Origin of the sequence: Actinomadura sp. 1N219, assembly GCF_044326405.1 — a bacterium.
Lineage (GTDB): Bacteria > Actinomycetota > Actinomycetes > Streptosporangiales > Streptosporangiaceae > Spirillospora.
The window spans coordinates 310,553-331,637 of sequence record NZ_JBIRAY010000009.1 but is presented as its reverse complement, the minus strand read 5'-3'; the positions used below and the strand labels follow the sequence as shown (position 1 = coordinate 331,637).

General features: G+C 72.7%; 19 protein-coding genes. 15 read left to right on the top strand and 4 right to left on the bottom strand.

The window, feature by feature from the left end:
• The first annotated feature begins 48 nt into the window (after window positions 1–48).
• Window positions 49–1,905 (top strand): hypothetical protein, encoded by a 1,857-nt coding sequence (locus ACH35V_RS26775; RefSeq protein ID WP_395976131.1) that lies wholly within the window; start codon window positions 49–51, stop codon window positions 1,903–1,905.
• On the opposite strand, the gene ACH35V_RS26770 is transcribed toward ACH35V_RS26775, so the two are convergent.
• Entirely contained in the window at window positions 1,902–3,566 is a 1,665-nt protein-coding gene (locus ACH35V_RS26770; RefSeq protein WP_395976129.1) for a glycosyltransferase family 39 protein, read from the bottom strand. The genes ACH35V_RS26775 and ACH35V_RS26770 overlap by 4 nt on opposite strands.
• A 130-nt stretch (window positions 3,567–3,696) precedes the next feature.
• Here ACH35V_RS26770 and metG point away from each other — a divergent pair, with 130 nt between their 5' ends.
• The 9 genes from metG to ACH35V_RS26725 all read left to right on the top strand — a co-directional run bounded on the left by metG (window position 3,697) and on the right by ACH35V_RS26725 (window position 13,071).
• Window positions 3,697–5,499, top strand: a complete 1,803-nt coding sequence (metG, locus tag ACH35V_RS26765) for a methionine--tRNA ligase (protein ID WP_395976127.1) — start codon at window positions 3,697–3,699, stop codon at window positions 5,497–5,499.
• Window positions 5,496–6,320: a TatD family hydrolase gene (locus ACH35V_RS26760; RefSeq protein ID WP_395976125.1), complete on the top strand. Its 825-nt coding sequence runs from the start codon at window positions 5,496–5,498 to the stop codon at window positions 6,318–6,320. The genes metG and ACH35V_RS26760 overlap by 4 nt, the downstream gene beginning before the upstream one ends.
• 174 nt (window positions 6,321–6,494) lie before the next feature.
• Window positions 6,495–7,313, top strand: a complete 819-nt coding sequence (locus tag ACH35V_RS26755) for a transglycosylase family protein (protein ID WP_395976123.1) — start codon at window positions 6,495–6,497, stop codon at window positions 7,311–7,313.
• A gap of 18 nt (window positions 7,314–7,331) precedes the next feature.
• Window positions 7,332–8,216, top strand: a complete 885-nt coding sequence (gene rsmA / locus ACH35V_RS26750; protein WP_395976121.1) for a 16S rRNA (adenine(1518)-N(6)/adenine(1519)-N(6))-dimethyltransferase RsmA — start codon at window positions 7,332–7,334, stop codon at window positions 8,214–8,216.
• Window positions 8,217–8,343: 127 nt separating this feature from the next.
• Window positions 8,344–9,504, top strand: coding sequence for a glycoside hydrolase family 26 protein (locus ACH35V_RS26745; protein WP_395976119.1), 1,161 nt, complete (start codon window positions 8,344–8,346; stop codon window positions 9,502–9,504).
• Between the two features lie 13 nt (window positions 9,505–9,517).
• The gene (locus ACH35V_RS26740; protein WP_395976117.1) at window positions 9,518–10,477 is read left to right on the top strand and encodes a 4-(cytidine 5'-diphospho)-2-C-methyl-D-erythritol kinase; all 960 of its coding nucleotides are present in this window, start codon (window positions 9,518–9,520) and stop codon (window positions 10,475–10,477) included.
• A 211-nt stretch (window positions 10,478–10,688) separates the two neighbouring features.
• Window positions 10,689–10,877 carry a hypothetical protein gene (locus ACH35V_RS26735; RefSeq protein WP_395976115.1) on the top strand — a complete coding sequence of 63 codons (189 nt, stop codon included), beginning with the start codon at window positions 10,689–10,691 and terminating at the stop codon, window positions 10,875–10,877.
• A gap of 76 nt (window positions 10,878–10,953) precedes the next feature.
• Window positions 10,954–11,187 (top strand): hypothetical protein, encoded by a 234-nt coding sequence (locus ACH35V_RS26730; protein ID WP_395976113.1) that lies wholly within the window; start codon window positions 10,954–10,956, stop codon window positions 11,185–11,187.
• A gap of 48 nt (window positions 11,188–11,235) precedes the next feature.
• Window positions 11,236–13,071 (top strand): ABC-F family ATP-binding cassette domain-containing protein, encoded by a 1,836-nt coding sequence (locus tag ACH35V_RS26725; RefSeq protein WP_395976111.1) that lies wholly within the window; start codon window positions 11,236–11,238, stop codon window positions 13,069–13,071.
• Between the two features lie 10 nt (window positions 13,072–13,081).
• Here ACH35V_RS26725 and ACH35V_RS26720 read toward each other — a convergent pair whose 3' ends face one another.
• A complete protein-coding gene (locus tag ACH35V_RS26720; protein WP_395976109.1) occupies window positions 13,082–13,570 on the bottom strand; it encodes a MarR family winged helix-turn-helix transcriptional regulator in 489 nt (162 codons plus the stop codon).
• Between the two features lie 129 nt (window positions 13,571–13,699).
• Here ACH35V_RS26720 and ACH35V_RS26715 point away from each other — a divergent pair, with 129 nt between their 5' ends.
• The 3 genes from ACH35V_RS26715 to ACH35V_RS26705 are packed head-to-tail and all read left to right on the top strand — an operon-like array spanning window position 13,700 to window position 17,817.
• Window positions 13,700–15,940, top strand: a complete 2,241-nt coding sequence (locus ACH35V_RS26715) for an MMPL family transporter (protein ID WP_395976107.1) — start codon at window positions 13,700–13,702, stop codon at window positions 15,938–15,940.
• Between the two features lie 4 nt (window positions 15,941–15,944).
• Window positions 15,945–17,171 (top strand): sensor histidine kinase, encoded by a 1,227-nt coding sequence (locus ACH35V_RS26710; protein WP_395976105.1) that lies wholly within the window; start codon window positions 15,945–15,947, stop codon window positions 17,169–17,171.
• Window position 17,172: 1 nt separating this feature from the next.
• Window positions 17,173–17,817 (top strand): response regulator, encoded by a 645-nt coding sequence (locus ACH35V_RS26705; protein WP_395976103.1) that lies wholly within the window; start codon window positions 17,173–17,175, stop codon window positions 17,815–17,817.
• Here ACH35V_RS26705 and ACH35V_RS26700 read toward each other — a convergent pair.
• On the bottom strand, window positions 17,798–18,613 hold the full coding sequence (locus ACH35V_RS26700; protein WP_395976101.1) for a patatin-like phospholipase family protein: 816 nt from the start codon (window positions 18,611–18,613) through the stop codon (window positions 17,798–17,800). The genes ACH35V_RS26705 and ACH35V_RS26700 overlap by 20 nt on opposite strands.
• 116 nt (window positions 18,614–18,729) lie before the next feature.
• Between ACH35V_RS26700 and ACH35V_RS26695 the strand changes: the two genes are divergently transcribed.
• Together ACH35V_RS26695 and ACH35V_RS26690 are read left to right on the top strand one after the other, a co-directional pair.
• Entirely contained in the window at window positions 18,730–19,518 is a 789-nt protein-coding gene (locus ACH35V_RS26695) for a trans-aconitate 2-methyltransferase (RefSeq protein WP_395976099.1), read from the top strand.
• A 351-nt stretch (window positions 19,519–19,869) separates the two neighbouring features.
• Window positions 19,870–20,232 carry a VOC family protein gene (locus ACH35V_RS26690; protein WP_395976097.1) on the top strand — a complete coding sequence of 121 codons (363 nt, stop codon included), beginning with the start codon at window positions 19,870–19,872 and terminating at the stop codon, window positions 20,230–20,232.
• A 43-nt stretch (window positions 20,233–20,275) separates the two neighbouring features.
• On the opposite strand, the gene ACH35V_RS26685 is transcribed toward ACH35V_RS26690, so the two are convergent.
• Window positions 20,276–21,076 (bottom strand): TetR/AcrR family transcriptional regulator, encoded by an 801-nt coding sequence (locus tag ACH35V_RS26685; protein ID WP_395976095.1) that lies wholly within the window; start codon window positions 21,074–21,076, stop codon window positions 20,276–20,278.
• Between the last annotated feature and the right edge of the window lie 9 nt (window positions 21,077–21,085).

Sequence of the window (21,085 nt, the reverse complement as noted above, 5' to 3'; positions counted from 1 at the left end):
ATGGATCACCGTTCTCTGACAGCCCGGCGCCCGGGGGGCCGTACGTCGATGAGCACGCCAACGCCGGCGGGCGCCGAGACCGCGCCGCCGGCCCCGACCGCGGCCCCGTCGGCGGCCCGGCCGGCTGTCAGCGCACGCCCGCCGGTCGCGCCGCCGGACCGGCGCCCGGCCCCGTCCCGGCCGAGCCGCCGCCGCTGGGCCTGGTTGTTCGTGCTGGGCTGGGCCGCGCAGGTCGCCGTCCGGCTCGTGCTGGCGTCCGGGCAGACGGTGCCCGTCGCCACCCCGGACGAGTCGGGCTACCTGTTCGCCGCCCGCGTCCTGACCGGCGGCGCCGACGCGGACATGTCGTACGGGACCGTCTACCGCGGCGGCTACCCGCTGCTGCTGACGCCCGCGTTCTGGTTCGGCGACGACCCGGTGAGCGTCTACCGCGGCGCCCTGGTGATCAACGCGCTGATCAGCGCCGCCATGCTCCCGCTGGGCTACCTGCTGCTGCGCCGCCTCCGGGTGCGCAGGCGCTGGTCGTACGTCTTCGGGCACGTGACGGCGGTGCTGCCGTCCGTGCTGTTCTACTCCGAGTTCGCGCTGACGGACGCGATCCTGCCGGTGATGCTGGTCGGCTGGCTGCTACTCGTCCACGCGTGGCTGAACGCGCCGCCGCCTGCGGGTCCGCGCTCGTCCGCGCGGCTGAACCTTGCCGGGGCGGGCGCGTCGCTGATCGTCGCCTACGCCTATGCCTGCCACACGCGCGGCGCGGTCCTGCTGGCCGCGCATGTCGCGCTGCTCGCGGCGGCGCTGGTGTTCCGGTGGCGGTCCTGGCGCGCGGCGGGCCTCGCCGCGCTCGCGGCCGCCGCCGGGACGGGCGCCGGGATGCTACTGAACCGGTCGCTGCTGCCGCACATGTACCCGCAGGGAGACAACGACCTGGGCGGCAACGTCGTCCGGCGGCTCACGTCCGAGGACGGCTGGGGCTGGATGCTGTCGCTCGGCACCGGACAGGTCTGGTACCAGGCCGCCGCGACCGGCGGGATGGCGGCGATCGGCCTCGTGGCGGTCGCGTTCGTCGCCGTCCGTCCCGCTGGAACACCGCTGGGCGCGCCTGGACGGACGCGGGCGCTCGCGCTCGCCGTCATCGCGATCGTGGCGGGCATCGCGTTCGCCACCTCGGCGGCGCTCCCGGTCGAATACCGCATCGGCAACTACGTCTACGGCCGCTACCTCGCGTCCATCACGCCGGTGCTGTTCGCCGTCGGGGTCGCGGTCCTGCTGCGTGCGTCGCCGCGGACGCTGCTGTGGGCGTCGGCCTCGGCGGCCACCCTGACGGTCGTCGCCGCGTGCGTCGTCCAGTGGTACGCGGGCGATCTGCTCACCCTGTACAAGCACACGCCCTACGACTTCCCGGAGACGTCGTTCCTGACGTGGGACTGGGAGTCGTTCCAACTGTGGCACGCCACGGCGGCCGCGCTCGTGCTGCTGGGCGCGTCCGTGGCCGTCGTCCGGCTGCGGCGCAGCGGGCCGCTGCTGCTCGCGGGCGTGCTCGCCGTCGTCGCGGTCGGGATGTCCGTGACGGCGACCGACCGGATCGCCCGGCCGCTCGTCCGCGACGAGACCGCGCACACCGACATCAGGCAGAAGATCGACCTGCATCGGCAGCGGTCGATCGCCGTCGACTGGAACGTCCCGTGGACGATCCGGCTGTCGCACTACTACTGGGCCTGGTGGAGCGACGGCAGCGTCTTCGACGCCCGCTGGACGCCCCCGCCGCGGAACGTGGACATGGTCGTCCTGGCGTGGCCGAAGGACAAGCCGGCCGCCGAGTCCTGGCCGAAGGGCGCCCCGCCCGGCTGGCGGATCATCGACAGCCGCCGCACCGTCCAGGGCGACTGGGTCGCCTGGGCGCGCTAGCTCTCAGCCGGTCGGGGCGGCGGGTTCCAGAGCTGGAGGATGCCGTCGGACGAGCGCCACATGAGGCGCCAGCCCTTCGCCGGGTCCGGCCGCCAGCCGCCCGCGATCTGCGACTCCATGCCGCGCCACCGCGTGTACAGCATCGGGCCCTCGGTCGCGTTCCGCGGGATCTGCGGCATGTAGTGCGGGAAGTCGCGGATCTCGCCGCGCCAGACCGGGTCGCCCCACACGTCGCGCGTATAGAACGTCAGGGTCTGCGCGAGGCGCCGGTCGGCGCAGATCAGCGTGATGTCGCGGTGCCCGGCGAGGTAGCCGCGCAGCTCGCCCCACGCCTTGTCGCGCGGCAGGTCGGGGACGGCCCGGACGGCGACGACCCCGTACACCCCGCTGAGCGCCACCAGCAGCACCGGGATGATCCGGGTGCGCAACTGCTTCTGGGGGACGAGGTCGGACGGCAGCATGCGGAGCATCAGGATCAGCGAGCCGAAGCCGCCCGCGAGCAGCGGGGGCAGCACCGCGAACCAGTACCGCTGCAGCCAGGCCCGCAGCGAGATGTCGTTCGGGTCGAGGACGCCGGAGAACAGCGTCAGCGGGACGGCGAGGCTGCAGAACCACACGAGGATCAGCGCGAGCCGCCGGTCGTGGGTGACGGACCAGCCGAGGGTCGTGAGCACCAGCGCGGCGGTGAAGATCATGCCGAGCTCGTTCCAGTCGTGCATGGCGCGCAGGAACGAGCGGGCGGCGAGCTCGCGCGTCACGTAGTCGCGGGACTGGCCGCCGTGCTCCGCGGCGGAGATCAGCCCGGCCAGCGGGCTGCCCCACACGATCTGGTTGTGGACGAGGCTGACCGCCAGGATCAGCAGCATCGGCGCGCCGACCGTGACGTTCCGGCGCCACGGGATCCGCAGCAGCGCCAGGTAGACGGGGATCGGGAGGAACAGGAAGGCCAGGAACTCCCGGACGAGGAACGCCGAGCCCATGCACACCCCGGCGAGGATCAGCATGCGGGTCTGGGCGCGTCCCGTCCTGCGGCTCGCGACGACGAGGCCCGCCATCCCGATCGCGAACAGCCCGGCGCCGGGCATGTCCGGCAGCACCGCCCCGGTCGACCAGGTGATCTCGTGGCCGAACGGGTTCGTCATCGTGAAGAACGGGTGGATCAGCAGGACGGCGGCGGACGCCACGCCCGCCACGTCCCCGAACAGCGACCTGACGACCAGGTACGTCCCGACGAAGAACGCGCAGCCGCCGAGCGCCGCGACGACGAAGAAGCCGGCCTGGCCGTCCCCGAGGACCTCCTGGACGAGCCGCGCGGGCAGCACCAGGCCGATCCGGGTGACCTGGTGCGGGACCTCGTCGAACGGCCACACCGTCAGCGGGACGTCGGGCCAGTCGCGGGCGGCGAGCCACACGTAGTACGGGTCGAAGTACAGCGGCGGCGTCATGATCACCCACTGCACGAGCACCGTGGCCGCCGCCACCAGCAGGGACAGCCACACGACCCGCCGCGTCCGCCGGACCCGCGCGGCCGTTCCCGCGGCCAGGCGTGCCAGCGGGCCTCCCCGCGGCCCGTCCGGCTCGTCCGGCCGGTCCGGTCCGTCCGGCTCGGTTCCGGTCGCCGCCTCGCCGACGGCCGGCTCGTCGGACGTGGTCTGGGCCATGCCTGGCTCCGCCTCCGCTGATCAGTGCTGCCGATGCCCGGGCCCGCTGACACCCGGGTGAATGCCCCTGAGACGACGGACCAGGATACTCGCGTGCCGCGCCGTCCGTGACGCGACTACCCTTGATTCCATGTCCTCGTCAAGCCGTCATATCTTGACCGCGCCCGCCTGGCCGTACGCCAACGGGCCCCGTCACATCGGGCACGTCTCCGGTTTCGCGCTGCCCGCCGACATGTTCAGCCGCTACCAGCGGATGGCGGGTAACACGGTACTCATGGTCAGCGGCACCGACGAGCACGGCACGCCGATCCAGGTCCAAGCCGACAAGGAGGGCGTGTCCGCCCGGGAGCTCGCCGACCGGTACAACGGCGTGATCGCGCAGGATCTGCACGGCCTCGGCATGACCTACGACCTGTTCACCCGGACGACGACGCTGAACCACTACGCCGTCGTCCAGGAGATCTTCAAGGGCCTGTACGACAACGGCTACATCTTCCCGCAGAAGACGATGGGCGCGATCTCGCCGTCCACCGGGCGGACGCTCCCCGACCGCTACATCGAGGGCACCTGCCCGATCTGCGGGTACGACGGCGCGCGCGGCGACCAGTGCGACAACTGCGGCAACCAGCTCGACCCCGTCGACCTGATCAACCCGGTGTCGCGGATCAACGGCGAGAAGCCGAAGTTCGTCGAGACCGAGCACTTCATGCTCGACCTGCCCGCGTTCACCGAGGTCCTCGGCCGGTACCTGCGCGGCAAGCAGAACGGCGCGCTGGCGTGGCGGCCGAACGTGCTGAAGTTCGCGCTGAACCTGCTGGACGACATGCAGCCGCGCGCGATCAGCCGCGACCTCGACTGGGGCGTCCCGATCCCGCTGGACGGCTGGCGCGACAACCCGGCGAAGAAGCTGTACGTGTGGTTCGACGCGGTCGTCGGATACTTCTCCGCGTCCGTGGAGTGGGCGCGGCGGTCCGGCGACCCGGAGGCGTGGCGCGCCTGGTGGCAGGACCCGGACGCCCTGTCCTACTACTTCATGGGCAAGGACAACATCGTCTTCCACGCCGAGATCTGGCCGGCGATGCTCCTCGGCTACAGCGGCAAGGGCGACAAGGGCGGCACGCCCGGGTCCCTCGGCGGGCTGAACGTGCCGACGGAGGTCGTGTCGTCGGAGTTCCTGACGATGGAGGGCAAGAAGTTCTCCTCGTCCCGCCAGGTCGTCATCTACGTGCAGGACTTCCTCGCCCGCTACGACGTGGACGCGCTGCGCTACTACGTCGCGGTCGCCGGGCCCGAGAACCAGGACACCGACTTCACGTGGGCGGAGTTCGTCCGCCGCAACAACGACGAGCTGGTCGCCGCGTGGGGCAACCTCGTCAACCGGTCGGTGAACATGGCGGCGAAGAACTTCGGCGCGGTCCCGGAGGCGGGCGACCTCACCGACGCCGACCGGGCGCTGATGGAGCGCAGCCGGAACGCGTTCGCGGCCGTGGGCGCGGAGCTCGAACGGTCCCGGTTCAAGAACTCGATCACCGAGGCGCTGGACGTCGTCCGCGACGCCAACAAGTACCTGTCCGACCAGGCGCCGTGGAAGCTGAAGGACGACCCGGCCCGCGTCAAGTCGATCCTGCACACCGCGCTGCAGGTCGTCGACGACGCGAAGACGCTGCTGACGCCGTTCCTGCCGCGCTCGTCGCAGAAGGTCTACGAGATGCTCGGCGGGCAGGGCGTGTGGAGCGGCATGCCCGAACTGCAGACCGTGTCTGAGGACGGCGGCCCCGACTACACCATCCTGACCGGCGACTACGCGACCGAGGCGCGCTGGGAGTCCATGCCGATCAAGCCGGGCGTCCCGCTGACGAAGCCGGTCCCGCTGTTCACGAAGCTCGACACGTCCGTGGTGGACGAGGAGCTCGCCAGGCTGGAGAACCGTTGAGCCGGGACGGGGACGGGCAGAGCTCACGCTCGTTCGCGCCGCTCCCCGAGCGCCTCCCGGTGGACGTGTTCGACAGCCACTGCCATCTCGACATCGTCGACACCCCGGTGCAGGAGCAGCTGCGGTCGGCGAAGGCGGCGGGCGTCACCCGGATCGTCACGATCGGCTGCGACCTGCCGTCGTCGCGGTTCGCCGTGGACGCCGCCCGCGAGTTCGACGACGTCTACGCGGCGGTCGCGATCCACCCGAACGAGACGACCGGGATCTCCGACGCCGTCCTGGAGGACGTGGCGCGGCTGGCCGCGCACTGGAAGGTCCGCGCGATCGGCGAGACGGGCCTGGACTACTACCGCGACTGGGCGCCGAAGGACGACCAGCACCGCGCCTTCCGCGGCCACATCGAGATCGCCAAGCGGACCGGGAAGGCGCTCGTCGTCCATGACCGCGAGGCGCACGACGACGTCCTGCGCGTCCTGGACGAGGAGGGCGCGCCCGGCACGGTCGTCTTCCACTGCTATTCCGGCGACGCCCGGATGGCCGAGATCTGCGCCGAGCGCGGCTATCTGATGAGCTTCGCCGGGAACGTCACGTTCAAGAACGCCGAGCCGCTGCGGGAGGCGCTGAAGGCGGCGCCGCTCGACCTGGTGCTCGTGGAGACCGACGCGCCGTTCCTGACGCCGATCCCGCACCGGGGGAAGCCGAACGCCTCGTACCTGATCCCGCACACCGTCCGCGCGATGGCGGAGTACAAGGGCGTGGACGTGGCGGACCTGTGCACGGCCATCGCCGCCAACGGCGAACGCGCCTTCGGCCCCTGGTAAGGCCCGGGGCAGCTGGTAGGGCCTGGGGCAGCCGGTAAGGCCCGGGGCAGCGGCCCGCGCCTCCGGGGGCCGGCGGGACGCATGTGAGTGATGTGGTGGCGGAGACGCGGCGGGCGGCTCTACTCTCTGGCCTCTGAGCGGGCGCCCCTGAGCCCGACCCCCTTGGAGGTACCCGTGCGTCGCCACCCCCTGCGTCGTCCTGCCGTCCATGTGCTGCTGGCCGCGGCGTTGTCGGTGTCGGCGGCGGGGTGCGGCGGCGATGGATCGGCCGGTCCCAAGGCCGCCGCGGACGCGCCGCGCGCCGACGCGCCCGCGCCGCACAAGGTCGTCATCGTCGTGGACGGCAAGCGGACCGAGACGATGACGACGGGCACGACCGTCCGGCAGGTCCTCCAGGAGGCCGGGGTCGCGCTGGGCCAGTACGACCTGGTCAAGCCGACCATCGACCAGCCCGCCGGGGACGTCGTGAAGGTCCTGCGGCTGCTGTCGGCGCCGAAGACCCTGGCCGTGAAGGTGCCCGCGAAGACGATCCGCAAGAAGAGCGCCTCGGTGCCGCCGTGGGGCGAGAAGGTGCTGCGCGAGGGCCGCCCCGGCATCAAGATCGTGACGTGGGCGTACGTCCGGCGGCCGGTCGGGAAGGGCGGGAGGCTCAAGCCCGTCAAGAAGGTCATCACGCAGCGGATCAAGCGGAAGCCCGTCGCGCGGGTCGTCGCGGTCGGCCCCGAGTCGGCGGGCACCGGCTCGGCGGCCAGGCTGAACTGGCGCGGTCTCGCGAACTGCGAGTCGAACAACAACCCGAAGGCCGTGAACCCGGCCGGTTACTACGGGCTGTACCAGTTCTCCTTGGCCTCGTGGGCGTCGGTCGGCGGGAAGGGCAAGCCGTCGGACGCCAGCGCGGCCGAGCAGACCTACCGCGCGCAGCTCCTCTACAAGAGGGTGAACGGCCGCTGGCAGGGCCAGTGGCCCAACTGCGGGAAATTCCTGTTCGGCTGAGCTGGAACAATCGGGGGCGTGGGGGAGACAAAGGCGGGGCTGCTGGGTCCGGCGGACGTGCGCGAGCTGGCGGAACGGCTCGGCGTCAGGCCGACGAAGACGCTCGGGCAGAACTTCGTCATCGACGCGAACACCGTCCGGCGGATCGTCCGGACGGCCGGGGTGCGCCCCGGCGACGTCGTGATCGAGGTCGGGCCGGGGCTCGGCTCGCTGACGCTCGCCCTGCTCCCGGAGGCGGGGCGCGTCGTCGCCGTCGAGGTGGACCGCGGGCTGGCCGCGGCGCTGCCCGGCACGGTCGAGGCGCGGGCGCCTGATCTCGCCGGACGGCTGGAGGTCGTCCACGCCGATGCGATGAAGATCACACAGGTGCCGGGGCCGGAGCCGACGGCGCTCGTCGCGAACCTCCCGTACAACGTGGCGGTGCCGGTCGTCCTGCACCTGCTGGCCGTCCTGCCGTCGCTGCGGACCGCGCTCGTGATGGTGCAGGCCGAGGTCGCCGACCGGATGGTCGCCGCGCCCGGCGGGAAGATCTACGGCGTCCCGTCGGTGAAGCTCGCCTGGTACGGGCACGCGCGCCGGGCCGGGGCGGTCGGCCGCGCGGTGTTCTGGCCCGCGCCGAACGTCGACTCGGGCCTCGTCGCGTTCACCCGCCGCGAGCCGCCGCAGACCGCCGCGACCCGCGAGGAGGTGTTCGCCGTGGTGGACGCCGCGTTCGCGCAGCGCCGCAAGACGCTGCGCGCCGCGCTGGCGAGCTGGGCCGGGTCCGCGGCGGCCGCCGAGGAGGCCCTGCGCGCCGCGGGCGTGGACCCCCGGGCGAGGGGGGAAGCTCTGGACGTGGCCGCCTTCGCCCGGATTGCCGAGTATGGTCCTTCACGCCGGGGAGATCAGCTCCCGACCCCCTAGGGCGTGTTTTCTCAGCGGGGGCATGTTTTCAGCAGAGCGTGTTTTTTTCGGGGTGCGGAGTGCTGCGGGGAGCCTGGGGACGGACGGCTCCACGGGGGACACTGGACAGGACGAGCCGGAGGTCGATGTGAAGGGGCGTTCGCGGACGGCGCGGGCGAGGTTGCCGATCCTGGGGACGGCCCTGCTCGCCACCGCGGCGATGGTCGCGACAGTGGCGGCGGGCTGTGGCGGCGGCGCGGGGGCCGCGCCGAAGATCACGACGACGGCGCGGGCGGGCGTGGCCCCGGTGCCGCCGAAGGAGGGGGCGTACTTCGGGGCCTGGGTGCCGCCGGAGGGCGAGGGCAGGCCGTCCGCGTCCAAGTCGGGATCGCCTTCGGGGTCGCCTTCGGCTTCACCGTCGGAGTCGCCGTCGGGCACTCCGTCGGGGTCCGCGTCGGCGTCGCCGTCCGCGAAGCCCACCGGCAAGGACGCGGACAAGCCGGGCATGGCCCCGGTGGTCGGCTTCGAGCAGGAGCTCGGACGGCAGCTCGACATCGTCCAGACCTACCGGAGCTGGACGTCGGAGTTCCCGGCCGAGCTGGAGGAGTCGGTCACCGCGGGCAACCGGTACCTGCTGCTGACCTGGGGCGGCGCCGACACGAAGAAGATCGTCCAGGGCGAGTACGACGAGCTCGTCCAGCGCCGGGCCCGCGCGGTCAAGGCCCTCGGCAAGCCGGTCTTCCTGCGCTGGTCGCGGGACATGGACAAGGCGTCCAACAAGAAGCGGGTCCACTCGCCGCAGGACTTCACCGCGGCCTGGAAGCACCTGCGGGCGATCTTCAAGCAGGAGCGGGTCGACAACGTCGCGTGGGTGTGGTGCCCGAGCGCCCGCGGCTTCGGCGGCGGCGACGCCCCCGCGTACTACCCCGGCGACGATCAGGTCGACTGGATCTGCGCCGACGCGCAGCCCGGCGCGGACTACGAGTACCGGGACCTGTCGGAGGCCGTGAAGATGTTCCTGCAGTGGGCGCGGGACCGCGAGAAGCCCATCATGATCGCCGAGTTCGGCGTCCCGAAGTCCTACGGCGAGCGGCGCGCCGAATGGCTCAGGGAGGCGTCCAAGACGCTCCAGGACCCGCAGGTCAAGGCCGTCGTCTACTTCAACTCCGACGAGCAGGCGGCGAACGCCCGCGACAAGCGCCGCGCCTACTCGGTGACCGGCGACAAGCACACCGTCTCGGCGCTCCGCGAACTCGCCACGACCCCCTACTTCAACCCCCGCAACCTGCCTGTGACCAGCGGAGACTGACCCGGGACCCGTCATGCCCGGGATTGGCCGTAGGGTTTCGGACGTGACCGCAGTGAGCGTACGCGTCCCCGCCAAGGTCAACCTGCAGCTCGGCGTGGGGCCGATCCGCGACGACGGCTACCACGACCTCGTCAACGTGTTCCACGCCGTCTCCCTCTTCGACGAGGTGACGGCCGCGGACGCGCCCCGCCTGGAGGTGCGCGTCCAGGCCGCCCCGTACTCGCGGGTGGACGTCGGCGGCGTCCCGGTCGACGACGGCAACCTCGCGGCGAAGGCGGCCAGGCTCGTCGCGGCGCGGCTCGGCGTCGAGCCCCGCGTCGCGATCCGGATCCGCAAGGCCATCCCGGTGGCGGGCGGCATGGCGGGCGGCAGCGCCGACGCCGCCGCCGCGCTGGTCGCCTGCGCCCGGCTCTGGGACGACCGCGACAGCCCCGCCCTCACCCGCGACGACCTGGTGGAACTCGGCGCCGAGCTGGGCAGCGACGTGCCGTTCGCCGTCCTCGGCGGGACCGCGGTCGGCGTCGGACGCGGCGAGCGGCTCACCCCCGCGCTGACCCGCGGGACCTTCCACTGGGTGTTCGCGACCGCCGACGGCGGGCTGTCCACGCCCGCCGTCTACGCCGAGTGCGACCGGATCCGCGCGGCCGAGGGGGAGGCGGCGGCGCGGCCGGTGGTCTCCGAGGCGCTGATGACCGCGCTCGCGACCGGCGACGCCAAGGGGCTGGGCGCGGCGCTGACCAACGATCTCCAGGCGGCGGCGCTGTCGCTGCGGCCGTCGCTCGGACGCGTCCTCGACGCGGGCCGCGATCTCGGCGCCGCCGGGGCGCTCGTGTCCGGTTCCGGCCCGACATGCGCCTTCCTCGCCGAGACCGAGGAGGACGCCGGCGACCTCGCGGAGGCGCTGGACGGGACGGGCGTCGCCCAGCAGATCCTGCGCGCCCAGGGACCCGTCCCGGGCGCGACAGTGGTGTGACGACTGGTAACGGCTGGTGACGGCCGGTATGGCGACCGGTGTGACGGCCGGTGTGACGACACCGATACCCTGGGGCTTCACGATAAGAAGCTTTCCTAATAAAAAAGGGTAGATGCGCTTGTCACACAAGCGAACTTCTTGCGCAAGGCAGGCGTCTTGTACCCGTGACACCGATGCACTCAAGCGCTGATCCTGCCGGCGAGGTGGAGCGATGACGTACCTTTCCGGGCTGCTGGCCATCATGGCGATCGCGATGATGGCGACCCTCGTCCTGCTGGCCGTGCGCCGCGACCGGGACCTCCGCCGCAACGCGCCCGGCTCCGTCGTCGCGGGACGGGCGCGGGCCGCTAGCCTTGAGGCGCAGGCCGAGGTCGGCCCGACCCCACCCGCCATGCGCTGACCTCGTCCGGCTCGCCGCTCTCAGTCCAGGCGGCGCTCCCCGACCGCCGAGGACCGCAATGTCTACCATTGGAGCGATGGAAATCCTCCTCCTGCTCCTGATCGTCGTGTTCGGGCTCGTGGGCGTGGTCGTGGTGATCATCGTCGCCGCGACCGCCAGCCGGAAGAAAGGCCAGAACCCCGGCGTCCCGCCCGGATACGGTCCGCCCGGCTACGGCCCCCCGCCTCCACCCGGCCCTGGTCCCGGCTCTGGCCCTGGGTATGGCCCTGGCCCGCAAGGGCCGCAGGGTCCGCCGCCGCCCGGCGTATGACGGGGCGGGTCTGACGGGGGCTCCGGGGCCAATAGGCTTGATGGCGTCGTGAATCTGATCAACCTTGAGAACGTCGCCAAGGCCTACGGGCCCGAGCCGCTGCTCGACGCCGTGTCCCTCGGGCTGGACGAGGGCGACCGCGTCGGCGTCGTCGGCCGCAACGGCGGCGGCAAGAGCACCCTCGTGTCCGTCCTCGCGCGGGAGACCGAGCCCGACACCGGGCGCGTCACGCACTCGCGCGGGCTGCGGCTCGGCCATCTGGCCCAGCGGGACGACTTCGCCGAAGCGGCGACCATCCGGTCCGTTGTGCTGGGCGACCGCGCCGAGCACGAGTGGGCGGGGGACGTGCGCGTCCGCGACGTCCTCGACGGCCTGCTCGCCGACCTGATCGCCAACGCGGGCCTGGACGCGCCGCTGGCGGCCATGTCCGGCGGCGAGCGCCGCCGTGTCGCGCTGGCGCGGCTGCTCGTCCCCGAGTCCGACCTGCTGCTGCTGGACGAGCCCACCAACCACCTCGACATCGAGGCCATCGCCTGGCTGGCCCGGCACCTGAGGGGCCGCAAGTCCGCGGTCCTCGTCGTCACCCACGACCGCTGGTTCCTCGACGAGGTCACCGACCGGACGTGGGAGGTCGTCGACGGGAACGTCGAACGCTACGAGGGCGGCTACTCCGCCTACGTCCTCGCGAAGGCCGAACGCGCCAGGATCGCCGCCGCGACCGAGGCGAAGCGGCAGAACCTGCTGCGCAAGGAGCTGGCGTGGCTGCGGCGCGGCCCGCAGGCGCGCACGTCCAAGCCGAAGTTCCGGGTGGACGCCGCGCAGGCGCTGATCGCCGACGAGCCGCCGCTGCGCGACTCGGTGGAGCTGACCCGGTTCGCGACCGCGCGGCTCGGCAAGACCGTCTACGACGCGGAGGACGTGACCGTCCGGGTCGGGCGGGACGACGGCGCTCGCACGATCTTCGAGCGGATGACGTGGCGGCTCGGGCCGGGCGACCGCGTCGGGCTGGTCGGCGTCAACGGCAGCGGCAAGAGCACCCTGCTGCGCCTGCTGGACGGCTCGGTGTCGCCGGTGTCCGGGACGGTGGTGCAGGGCAAGACCGTCCAGCTCGCGCATCTGACGCAGAACCTCGAAGACCTGGAGCCGTCGCGGCGCGTCCTGGAGTCGGTGGAGGAGATCCGCCGCCGCATCACCGTCGGCAAGCGGGACTGGACCGCGAGCCAGCTCCTCGAACGCCTCGGCTTCCACCGCGAACGTCAGTGGACGCCCGTCGGCGACCTCTCCGGCGGTGAACGGCGCCGCCTGCACCTTCTCCGCCTCCTGATGGGCGAGCCCAACGTCCTCCTCCTGGACGAGCCCACCAACGACCTCGACATCGAGACGCTCACCGAGGTCGAAGACCTCCTGGACGGCTGGCCCGGAACGCTGGTCGTCGTCAGCCACGACCGGTACTTCCTGGAGCGCGTCACCGACCACGTCGTGGCGCTCCTCGGCGACGGACGCGTGTCGATGCTGCCCGGCGGCGTCGACGAGTACCTCGATCGCCGCGCCGCCGGGACGGCCCCGAAGCCCGGACGCGCCGAGAACGCGGCCGTCCCAGTGGCGAAGACCGCTCCGGCGGCCAAGACCGCGGCCAAGACCGCGCCGGCGTCTGCGGCGAAGCCGAAGGGCGGGCAGGACTGGAAGGCCCGCAAGGAGCTGGACCGGCTCGAACGCCGCCTGGAGAAGCTCGCCGGGCAGGAGGCCGACCTGCACGAGCAGCTCGCGGCCCACGCCACCGACTACGCCAAACTCCAGGAACTCGACGGACGCCTGAAGGAGATCCAGGCCGAGGCCGCCACCGTCGAGGAGGAATGGCTGATGCTCGCCGAGGACCTCGGCTGACCCTCCGGGGTTACTCGTCGAACGGGATGAGCAGGATGCGGAGCAGGTCCGCGAGGGCGTCGTGCTGGGCGGGGCTCAGGCCTTCGAGGATCGCCTCCTCCCGTTCGAGGAGATCGGCGAAGGCGGCGTCCACCCGGGTCATGCCCGCGCCGGTGAGCCGGACCTGGACGCCGCGCTTGTCCTGCGGGTCGGGGTGCCGCTCCACGAGCCCGGCCGCCGCGAGCCGGTCGATGCGGTTCGTCATCGTGCCGGACGTGACCAGCGTGGCGTGCAGCAGCCGTCCCGGGCTGAGCTGGTAGGGGCTGCCCGCGCGGCGCAGCGCGGTGAGGACGTCGAACTCCCACGACTCCAGGTCGTGGTCGGCGAACACGCCGCGCCGGGCGCGGTCGAGGTGCCGGGCCAGCCGGGACACGCGGCTGAGGACCTGCAGCGGCCGGACGTCCAGGTCCGGACGCTCGGTGCGCCACGCGGCGACGAGCCTGTCCACCTCATCTTGCATGCCGTCACCCTACCTGTATCTTGATATCGAGAGAGGTGTCCGGCGGCGGGGGGTCCACCGGTCGGTGGACACGAAGTTCAGCCGGACGGGCCTCATGCGCAAAGGATGCCCGCAGCGAGCATTCTCAGCATGACGAACCCCTCATTGATCATGGCCCGGTGGAGTGCCGGGCATCCCTGGCGGGCGATCGCCGGATGGTTCCTGTTCGTGGTGATGTGCCTCGGCATCGGGATCGCCGTCGGCGGGCACGCCGCCACCTCCGAGGACTTCCGGATCGGCGAGGCCGGCCGGGCCGAGGCGATGGCCGCCGAGGGCGGCCTGCAGCAGAAGCCCGTCGAGCACATCCTGATCACCGCGAAGCCCGGCACGGCCGCCGGGCTCGACGCGCCCGCCGCCGACGCCGCCGCCCGCGACGCCGCGTCCCGCATGAAGCGGCTCCCCGAGGTCGAGTCGGTGTCGGCGCCGATCCGGTCGGATGGCGGGACCGCCGTCCGCGTCGAGGTCACCCTGCGAGGCCCCGAACTGGACGGGAAGAAGCACGTCGAGCCGCTTCTCGCGCAGACGGCCGAGGTGCAGGCCGCGCATCCCGGCGTCCGGGTGGAGGAGACCGGCGGTCCGTCCATCAGCAAGGGCATCGAGAAGCTCCGCGGCGAGGACCTGGCGCGCACCGAGGTCATCGCGCTGCCCATCACGCTGATCACGCTGCTGGTGGTGTTCGGGTCGGTGTCGCTGGCCGTCGTGCCGATCGTGCTGGCGCTGACGTCGATCGCGGCGGCGGTCGGCCTGTCGATGCTGGCCTCGCACGTCTTCCCGGACGCCGGCGTCAGCGCCAGCATGATCCTGCTGATCGGGATGGCCGTCGGCGTCGACTACACCCTCTTCTACCTCAAGCGGGAACGGGAGGAACGTGCCAGGTCCGGCGGCCGGCTCTCCCCGCGGGCCGTGGTGGAGCTGGCGGCGGCGACGTCCGGACGCGCCGTCGTGCTGTCCGGGCTCGCGGTCGCCGTCTCCAGCGCCACCCTCTACATCGCCGACGACGTCATCTTCTCGTCCATCGCGACGGGCGCGATCGTCGTCACGCTCGTCGCCGTCGTCAGCTCGCTGACCGTCCTGCCCGCGCTGCTGGCCAAGCTCGGCCAGTGGTCGGAGCGCCGCGCCGCCCGCCGAGCCCGCCGCGGCAAGCCCGCCAGGACACTGAGGTCGAAGGACGGCGGGCGGATCACCACCGCGATGCTCCGTCCTGTTGAGCGCCGCCCCGCCGTGACGCTGATCGTGGGCGTTCTCGTGATGCTCGCCCTGTCCGCGCCGCTGCTGAACCTCAACCTCACCGACATGGGACGCGAGTCCCACCCGCGCGACATCCCGGCCATGCAGACCTACGACCGGCTGAACGCGGCGTTCCCCGAGCTGAAGTCGATGCACCAGGTCGTCGTCCGCGCCGACCCGGGCCGCGCGGACGAGGTCACCGCCGCGCTCCGCGACCTCGCCGCCCGCACCGGGGACGACGCGCGCTTCACCGGCACGACCGAACTGCGGACCTCGCCGGACGGCCGGATCAGCCTCCTCGAACTCGCCGTCCCGCACTACGGCAGCACGGACGAGGCGCAGTCGTCCCTGACGACGCTCCGCGACGAGTACGTGCCCGCCACCGTCGGGAAACTCGGGAAACTCGGGGAATCCGGCACACCCGGGGACGCCGGCGTCGAGACGGCCGTGACCGGCGACGTCGCCCGCTACGCCGACTACCCCGCCCATCAGGAGCGCAAGCTGCCCATGATCATCGGGTCGCTGCTGCTGGTGACGTTCGCGATGACGGTGTGGGCGTTCCGCTCGGTCGCGCTCGGCCTGGTCGGCGTGGTGCTGAACCTGCTGTCCGCGGGCGCGGCGCTCGGCGTGCTCACCCTCGTCTTCCAGGGGACGTGGGCGGAGGGCGCGCTCGACTTCACCTCCACCGGGTCGATCGGCTCCCGGGTGCCGTTGTTCCTGTTCGTGATCCTGTTCGGCCTCTCGATGGACTACCAGGTCTTCGTGATCAGCCGGATCAGGGAGGCCGTCCTGGCGGGCGCGTCCACCCGGGACGCGGTGCTCGGCGGGATCCGGAACTCGGCGGGCGTCGTCACCAGCGCCGCGTTCGTGATGGTCACCGTGTTCGCCAGCTTCGTGGCCCTGCACATCATGGAGATGAAGCAGATGGGGTTCGCGCTGGCGGTCGCCGTCCTGCTGGACGCCGTCGTCATCCGGATCGTGATCCTGCCGTCGCTCATGCTGCTGCTCGGCGAGCGGAGCTGGTGGCCGTCCCGGCCGTCCAGGCCGTCCGGCCGGACGGATGACCCCGTGGTCACCGGGCCGCCGCTGGAAAACGTAGGCTGACCGCATGGCGCAACGGGCACTACGCCGGTGGTACGCCGCCTTCTGGCTGACCCTCGGACTGGTCCCGCAGGCCATGGGCGTGTGGGACCAGCCGGACGACACGAAGTCCACCACGCTGGCGCTGCTGGCCGTGCTCGCGCTCGCCTATCCGATCACGGGGAACTTCCCCGGTGACCCCACTGTCCGCCGGCATGCGTTCCTCGGCGTGCTCATCATCGGGATCGGCGGCGTCTCCTACCTGATGGACGGCGCCGCCTCCCTGCTGATCGTGTCGCTCCCGCACTTCTGGATCTTCGCGGGGAGCCCGCGGCGCGCGGTCGTCCTCAGCGGCGCCGCCGCCGCGGCCACGGTCGCCGGGAACGCCGTCCAGCAGGGACGGGACGGCGAGATCCTCACCGGCAACACGATCGCCACCCTCATCGGCTACGCGGCCGGGGTGCTGTTCGGGCTGTGGATGCACCGGGTCGTCGGGCAGCGCGACGAACGCGCCCGCCTCCTCGCCGCCGACCTGGAGAACACGCAGCGGCAGCTCGCCGAGGCGCAGCGCCGCCAGGGCGCCGCCGACGAACGGGAACGGCTCGCCCGCGAGATCCACGACACGCTCGCGCAGGGCTTCGCGTCCATCGTCGTCCTGGCGGAGGCGGCCCGGAACGGGCTCGACGCCGACCCGGGCCGGAGCGCCCAGCAGCTCCTCTCGATCGAGCAGACCGCGCGCGAGAACCTCGCCGAGGCCCGCGTCCTGGTCGCGTCGGGCGCCGGTGGCCCCCTCGCGCAGGACGGCCTTGCGCAGGACGGCCTCGCGCAGGGCGGTGCGGCGCCCGCCTCGATCGCCGCCGCGCTGCGCCGCACCCTCGACCGGTTCGCCGAGGACACCGGGCTCGCCGTCACCGCCGACCTGCCCGAGGTCGACTGCGACCGGACGGCCCGGATCGCGCTCCTGCGCTGCACGCAGGAGTCCCTGGCCAACGTCCGCAAGCACGCCGCCGCGACCACGGTCGGCGTCGTCCTGGAACGGCGCCCGCACGGCATCGAACTGGAGATCACCGACGACGGCCGCGGCTTCGTCGTCGCCGCTGCCGCCGGAGACACCGCCGGCGGGTCCCGCGGGTTCGGCCTGGAGGGCATGCGCCGCCGCCTCGCCGAGCTCGGCGGCGAGCTGACCGTCACCAGCTCGCCCGGCGACGGCACCCGCGTCTTCGCCCTGGTCCCCCCGCATCCCGGTGAGGCATGACATGACCGACGGCAGGCTCCGGATCATCGTGGTGGACGACCACACCGTCATGCGCGCGGGTGTCGTCGCGCTGCTGGCCTCCGAACCCACCCTCGACATCGTCGGCGAGGCCGGCGACGGGCGCGAGGCCGTCGAGCTGGTCGGGCGGCTCCGTCCCGACGTGGCGCTCCTCGACCTGCGCATGCCCGTGATGGACGGCGTCGCCGCCACCGAGCGGATCGTCGGGAGCGGCGCCGCGACCCGCGTCCTGGTCCTCACCACCTACGACACCGACGCCGACATCGAGCACGCGATCGAGGCCGGCGCCATCGGCTACCTCCTCAAGGACACGACCCGCGACCAGCTCGTCGACGCGATCCACGCCGCGGCCCGCGGCGAGACCGTCCTCGCGCCCCGCGTCGCGGAGAAGCTCGTCGCCCGGATGCGGCGGCCCGCGCCGGTGACGCTGACGGCGCGGGAGATCGACGTCCTCGACGCCGTCGCGGACGGGCTGTCCAACGCCGACATCGGCCGCCGCCTCGTCATCGCCGAGGCGACCGTCAAGACGCACCTGCTGCGCATCTTCGCCAAGCTCGACGTCAGCGACCGCACCCACGCCGTCGTCGTCGCCCTCGACCGCGGCCTCATCAGCCGGCCGAATCCCTGATCGCCGACACGATCAGCTCCGCCGCCGCGGGGCCCTGCCGGACGCCCTCCTGGTAAGCGGGCGTCCAGCGCGCGATGTCGCCGACGTCGTCGCCGAACGCCTCGCGCGCCCGCTCGTCGGGGACGATCCGCACGTCGGCCCCCGACCCGTCCGACATCTGGGGGAGCGGCTCGATCAGGACGACCGGGCCCGCTCCCGCCGCGAGATGCGCGTTGGACCCGCCGCCGAACGCGCCGTCCATGTAGCGGCGGCCCCCGATGGTCACCGGCTCGGCGAACCCGGGCGCGGCGCTGCTCGCCGCGACGGCCGCCGTCAGCGGGACGCCGCCGTCGCTGCCGTCCCACACGACCGGCTCGCCCGACCCGACGTCCACCGCGGTGACGAGCAGCCGCCGCCCGCCGGGCCACTCGTCGGTCCCGACGAGGTACGCCATTCCGGCCCGGTGGCGTTCCTCCGGCAGCGCCCCGGCCTCCAGCGCGAGCCGTCCGATCCGGCGCCTGACCTCGCCCGGGTCCAGGTCCGGGGCGCCCGTCAGCTCGAACGCCCGGATCATCGCGGCGGCGTCCGGCGGCGGCCTGTCCCGGCCCTGGAGGGGCAGCTCGGCCACCGCGGCGAGATCGCGTCCCGTCGTGATCATCGCGCCGGCGATCGCGCCCGCGGACGTCCCGACGATCAGCGTCGCGGCGGCCGGATCCACGCCCGACCGGCGCAGCCCGGCGGCGAGGCCCGCCAGCCATGCCGGCCCGCCCGGCCCGAGCACCAGCGCCCACCCGCCCGATCCTCCGCGCTTCGTCATGGCGGCGAGCCTAAAGCGCCACGCCGGGACCGCACCCGCCGGACGGCCGCGGCACGCTGTATCTTGATATCGAGACAAGTGTCGAGCCAGGCAGGGCGGATTATGGACGGTGGCCTGTGAACACGGTGTGGGATCCCGCGCAGTACGAGGCTTTCGGCGGCGAACGCGCCAGGCCCTTCCGTGAACTCGTCGGACGCCTCGACGGCCCCGGCCCCGATCCCGCCCGCGTCGTCGATCTCGGCTGCGGGACGGGGGAGCTGACCGCGACCCTCGCCGCCCGATGGCCGGACGCCGTCATCGACGCCCTGGACAGCTCGGCCGAGATGATCGCCGAGGCCCGGCGGCGCGAGATCCCGGGACGGCTGACCTTCCGCGTCGGGGACGTCGCGGCCTGGCGCCCCGATGGTCCCGTCGACCTCATCGTGAGCAACGCCGTCCTGCAGTGGGTCCCGGAGCACTTCGACCTGCTGCCCCAGTGGATGGACGCGCTCACGCCGGGCGGACGGCTCGCCTTCCAGGTCCCCGGCAACTTCGGCGAGCCCAGCCACGTCCTGCTGCGCGAGCTGGGCCGCTCCGACCGGTGGCGCGGCAAGCTCGGCGCGCTCCAGCGGGACGCGCCCGTCCTCGACGCGGCCGGCTACCTCGACCTGCTGATCCGCCACGGATGCGCGGTCGACGCCTGGGAGACGACCTACATCCAGGTCCTGCACGGGGACGACCCCGTCCTCGAATGGGTCAAGGGCAGTGCGCTGCGACCCGTCCTGTCCGCCCTGGACCCCGGCGAGACGGAGGAGTTCCTCGACGCCTACCGGGAGAGGCTGCGGCAGGCGTACCCGTCCGCGCCCTACGGCACCGTGTTCCCGTTCCGGCGGATCTTCGTGATCGCCACCCGGCCGGATTCTTGACCTCAAGATACCGGCTGAGGCATCCTATGTCTTGATGTCGAGAGATGCCGTGCGCGGCCCCGGCATCCAAGGACGGGGTGCCGCCCGGTCCGGCCGAGGGGGCGACTCGTTCCCCTGCGGTGTGCCTCCTCGGACGGATGGGCGGCGTCCGGCGTATCCCGGCCTCGCGACCCGAGGCCGGCGACCCCTGGCCGGCGGCCGCCCGGACGAACTCCGGCCGGCCGCCGGTGTCACAAAGCGGCCGGTGTCACAAAGCGGCCGGTGTCACAAAGCGGCCGGTGTCACAAAGGCGCCGGTGTCACAAAGGCGCCGGTGTCACAAGGCGGCCGGGTCCGCACCGAGGAGCCGCAGATGATCAACGGTGTCCACCACGTCCTCCTCGCCGCACCGCCCGGCAGCGAAGATGCGCTCCGCGCCTTCTACGGCGGCGTCCTCGGCCTGGCGGAGATCGCCAAGCCGCCCGAGCTTGCCAAGCGGGGCGGGGCCTGGTTCCGGGGCGGCGGCGTCGAACTGCATCTCGGCATCGAGCGCGACTTCCGTCCCGCCCGCAAGGCCCACCCGGCACTCCTCGTCCGGGACCTGGACGAACTCGCCGCACGCCTCCGCGCCGCGGGCCACGACGTCACGCCGGACGGGCTGTTCCCCGGCCACCGGCGCTTCTACGCCGACGACCCCGTCGGCAACCGCCTCGAATTCCTGCAGCCGACACCCTGACGCCCCACGCCGCTGACGCGCCACCAGCGCCACAGTGCTCGCGTTATGCGGACGGGTCGGCGATCTCCGAGTCGCGGCGGCCCCTGCGCTGCGCCTTCTCGGCCTTGGCCGCGGCCTTCTCTTCCCTGGCGGCGGCCTTCTCCTCGGCCTTCTCCGCCTTCGCGGCCGCCTTCTCCGCGCGCTTCTCCAGCCGCTCAAGCTCCTTGCGGCGGCGGCGCGGATCGAGCGACGGCCTCGGCTCGAGGCCCGAGAGACCGTTCCACGCGAGGTTCACCACGTGCGCCGCCACGTCCTCGCGGCGCGGCTTGCGGACGTCCAGCCACCACTGGCCCGTCAGCGCCACCATCCCGACCAGGCTCTGCGCGTACAGCGACGCGAACTTGACGTCGTAGCCGTGCCGGTCGAACTCCTGCGCGAGGATGTACTCCACCTCGCCGGCGATCTCGCTCAGCAGGCTCGCGTAGCTGCCGGTGCCGGTGCCGCCGTGCGAGTCGCGGACGAGGATCCGGAAGCCGTCCGGGTTCTCCTCGATGTACTCCAGCAGCGCCAGCGCCGCCCTCTCCAGCTTGCTCCGGTAGTGGACGGCCGAGTTCAGCGCCTCCGTGACGAGCCGCAGCAGCCGCTCGAACTCCCGGTCGACGACGACCGCGTACAGGCCCTCCTTGCCGCCGAAGTGCTCGTACACCACGGGCTTCGACACGCCCGCCGCCGAGGCGATCTCCTCCACCGACGTGCCGTCCAGCCCACGCGCCGCGAACAGCGTCCGCCCGATGTTGAGGAGCTGCTCGCGACGTTCCTTGCCGGTCATCCGCTTTCTGCGGGTCCTGGGAGCGGGTTCTGTCACAGGATCAAT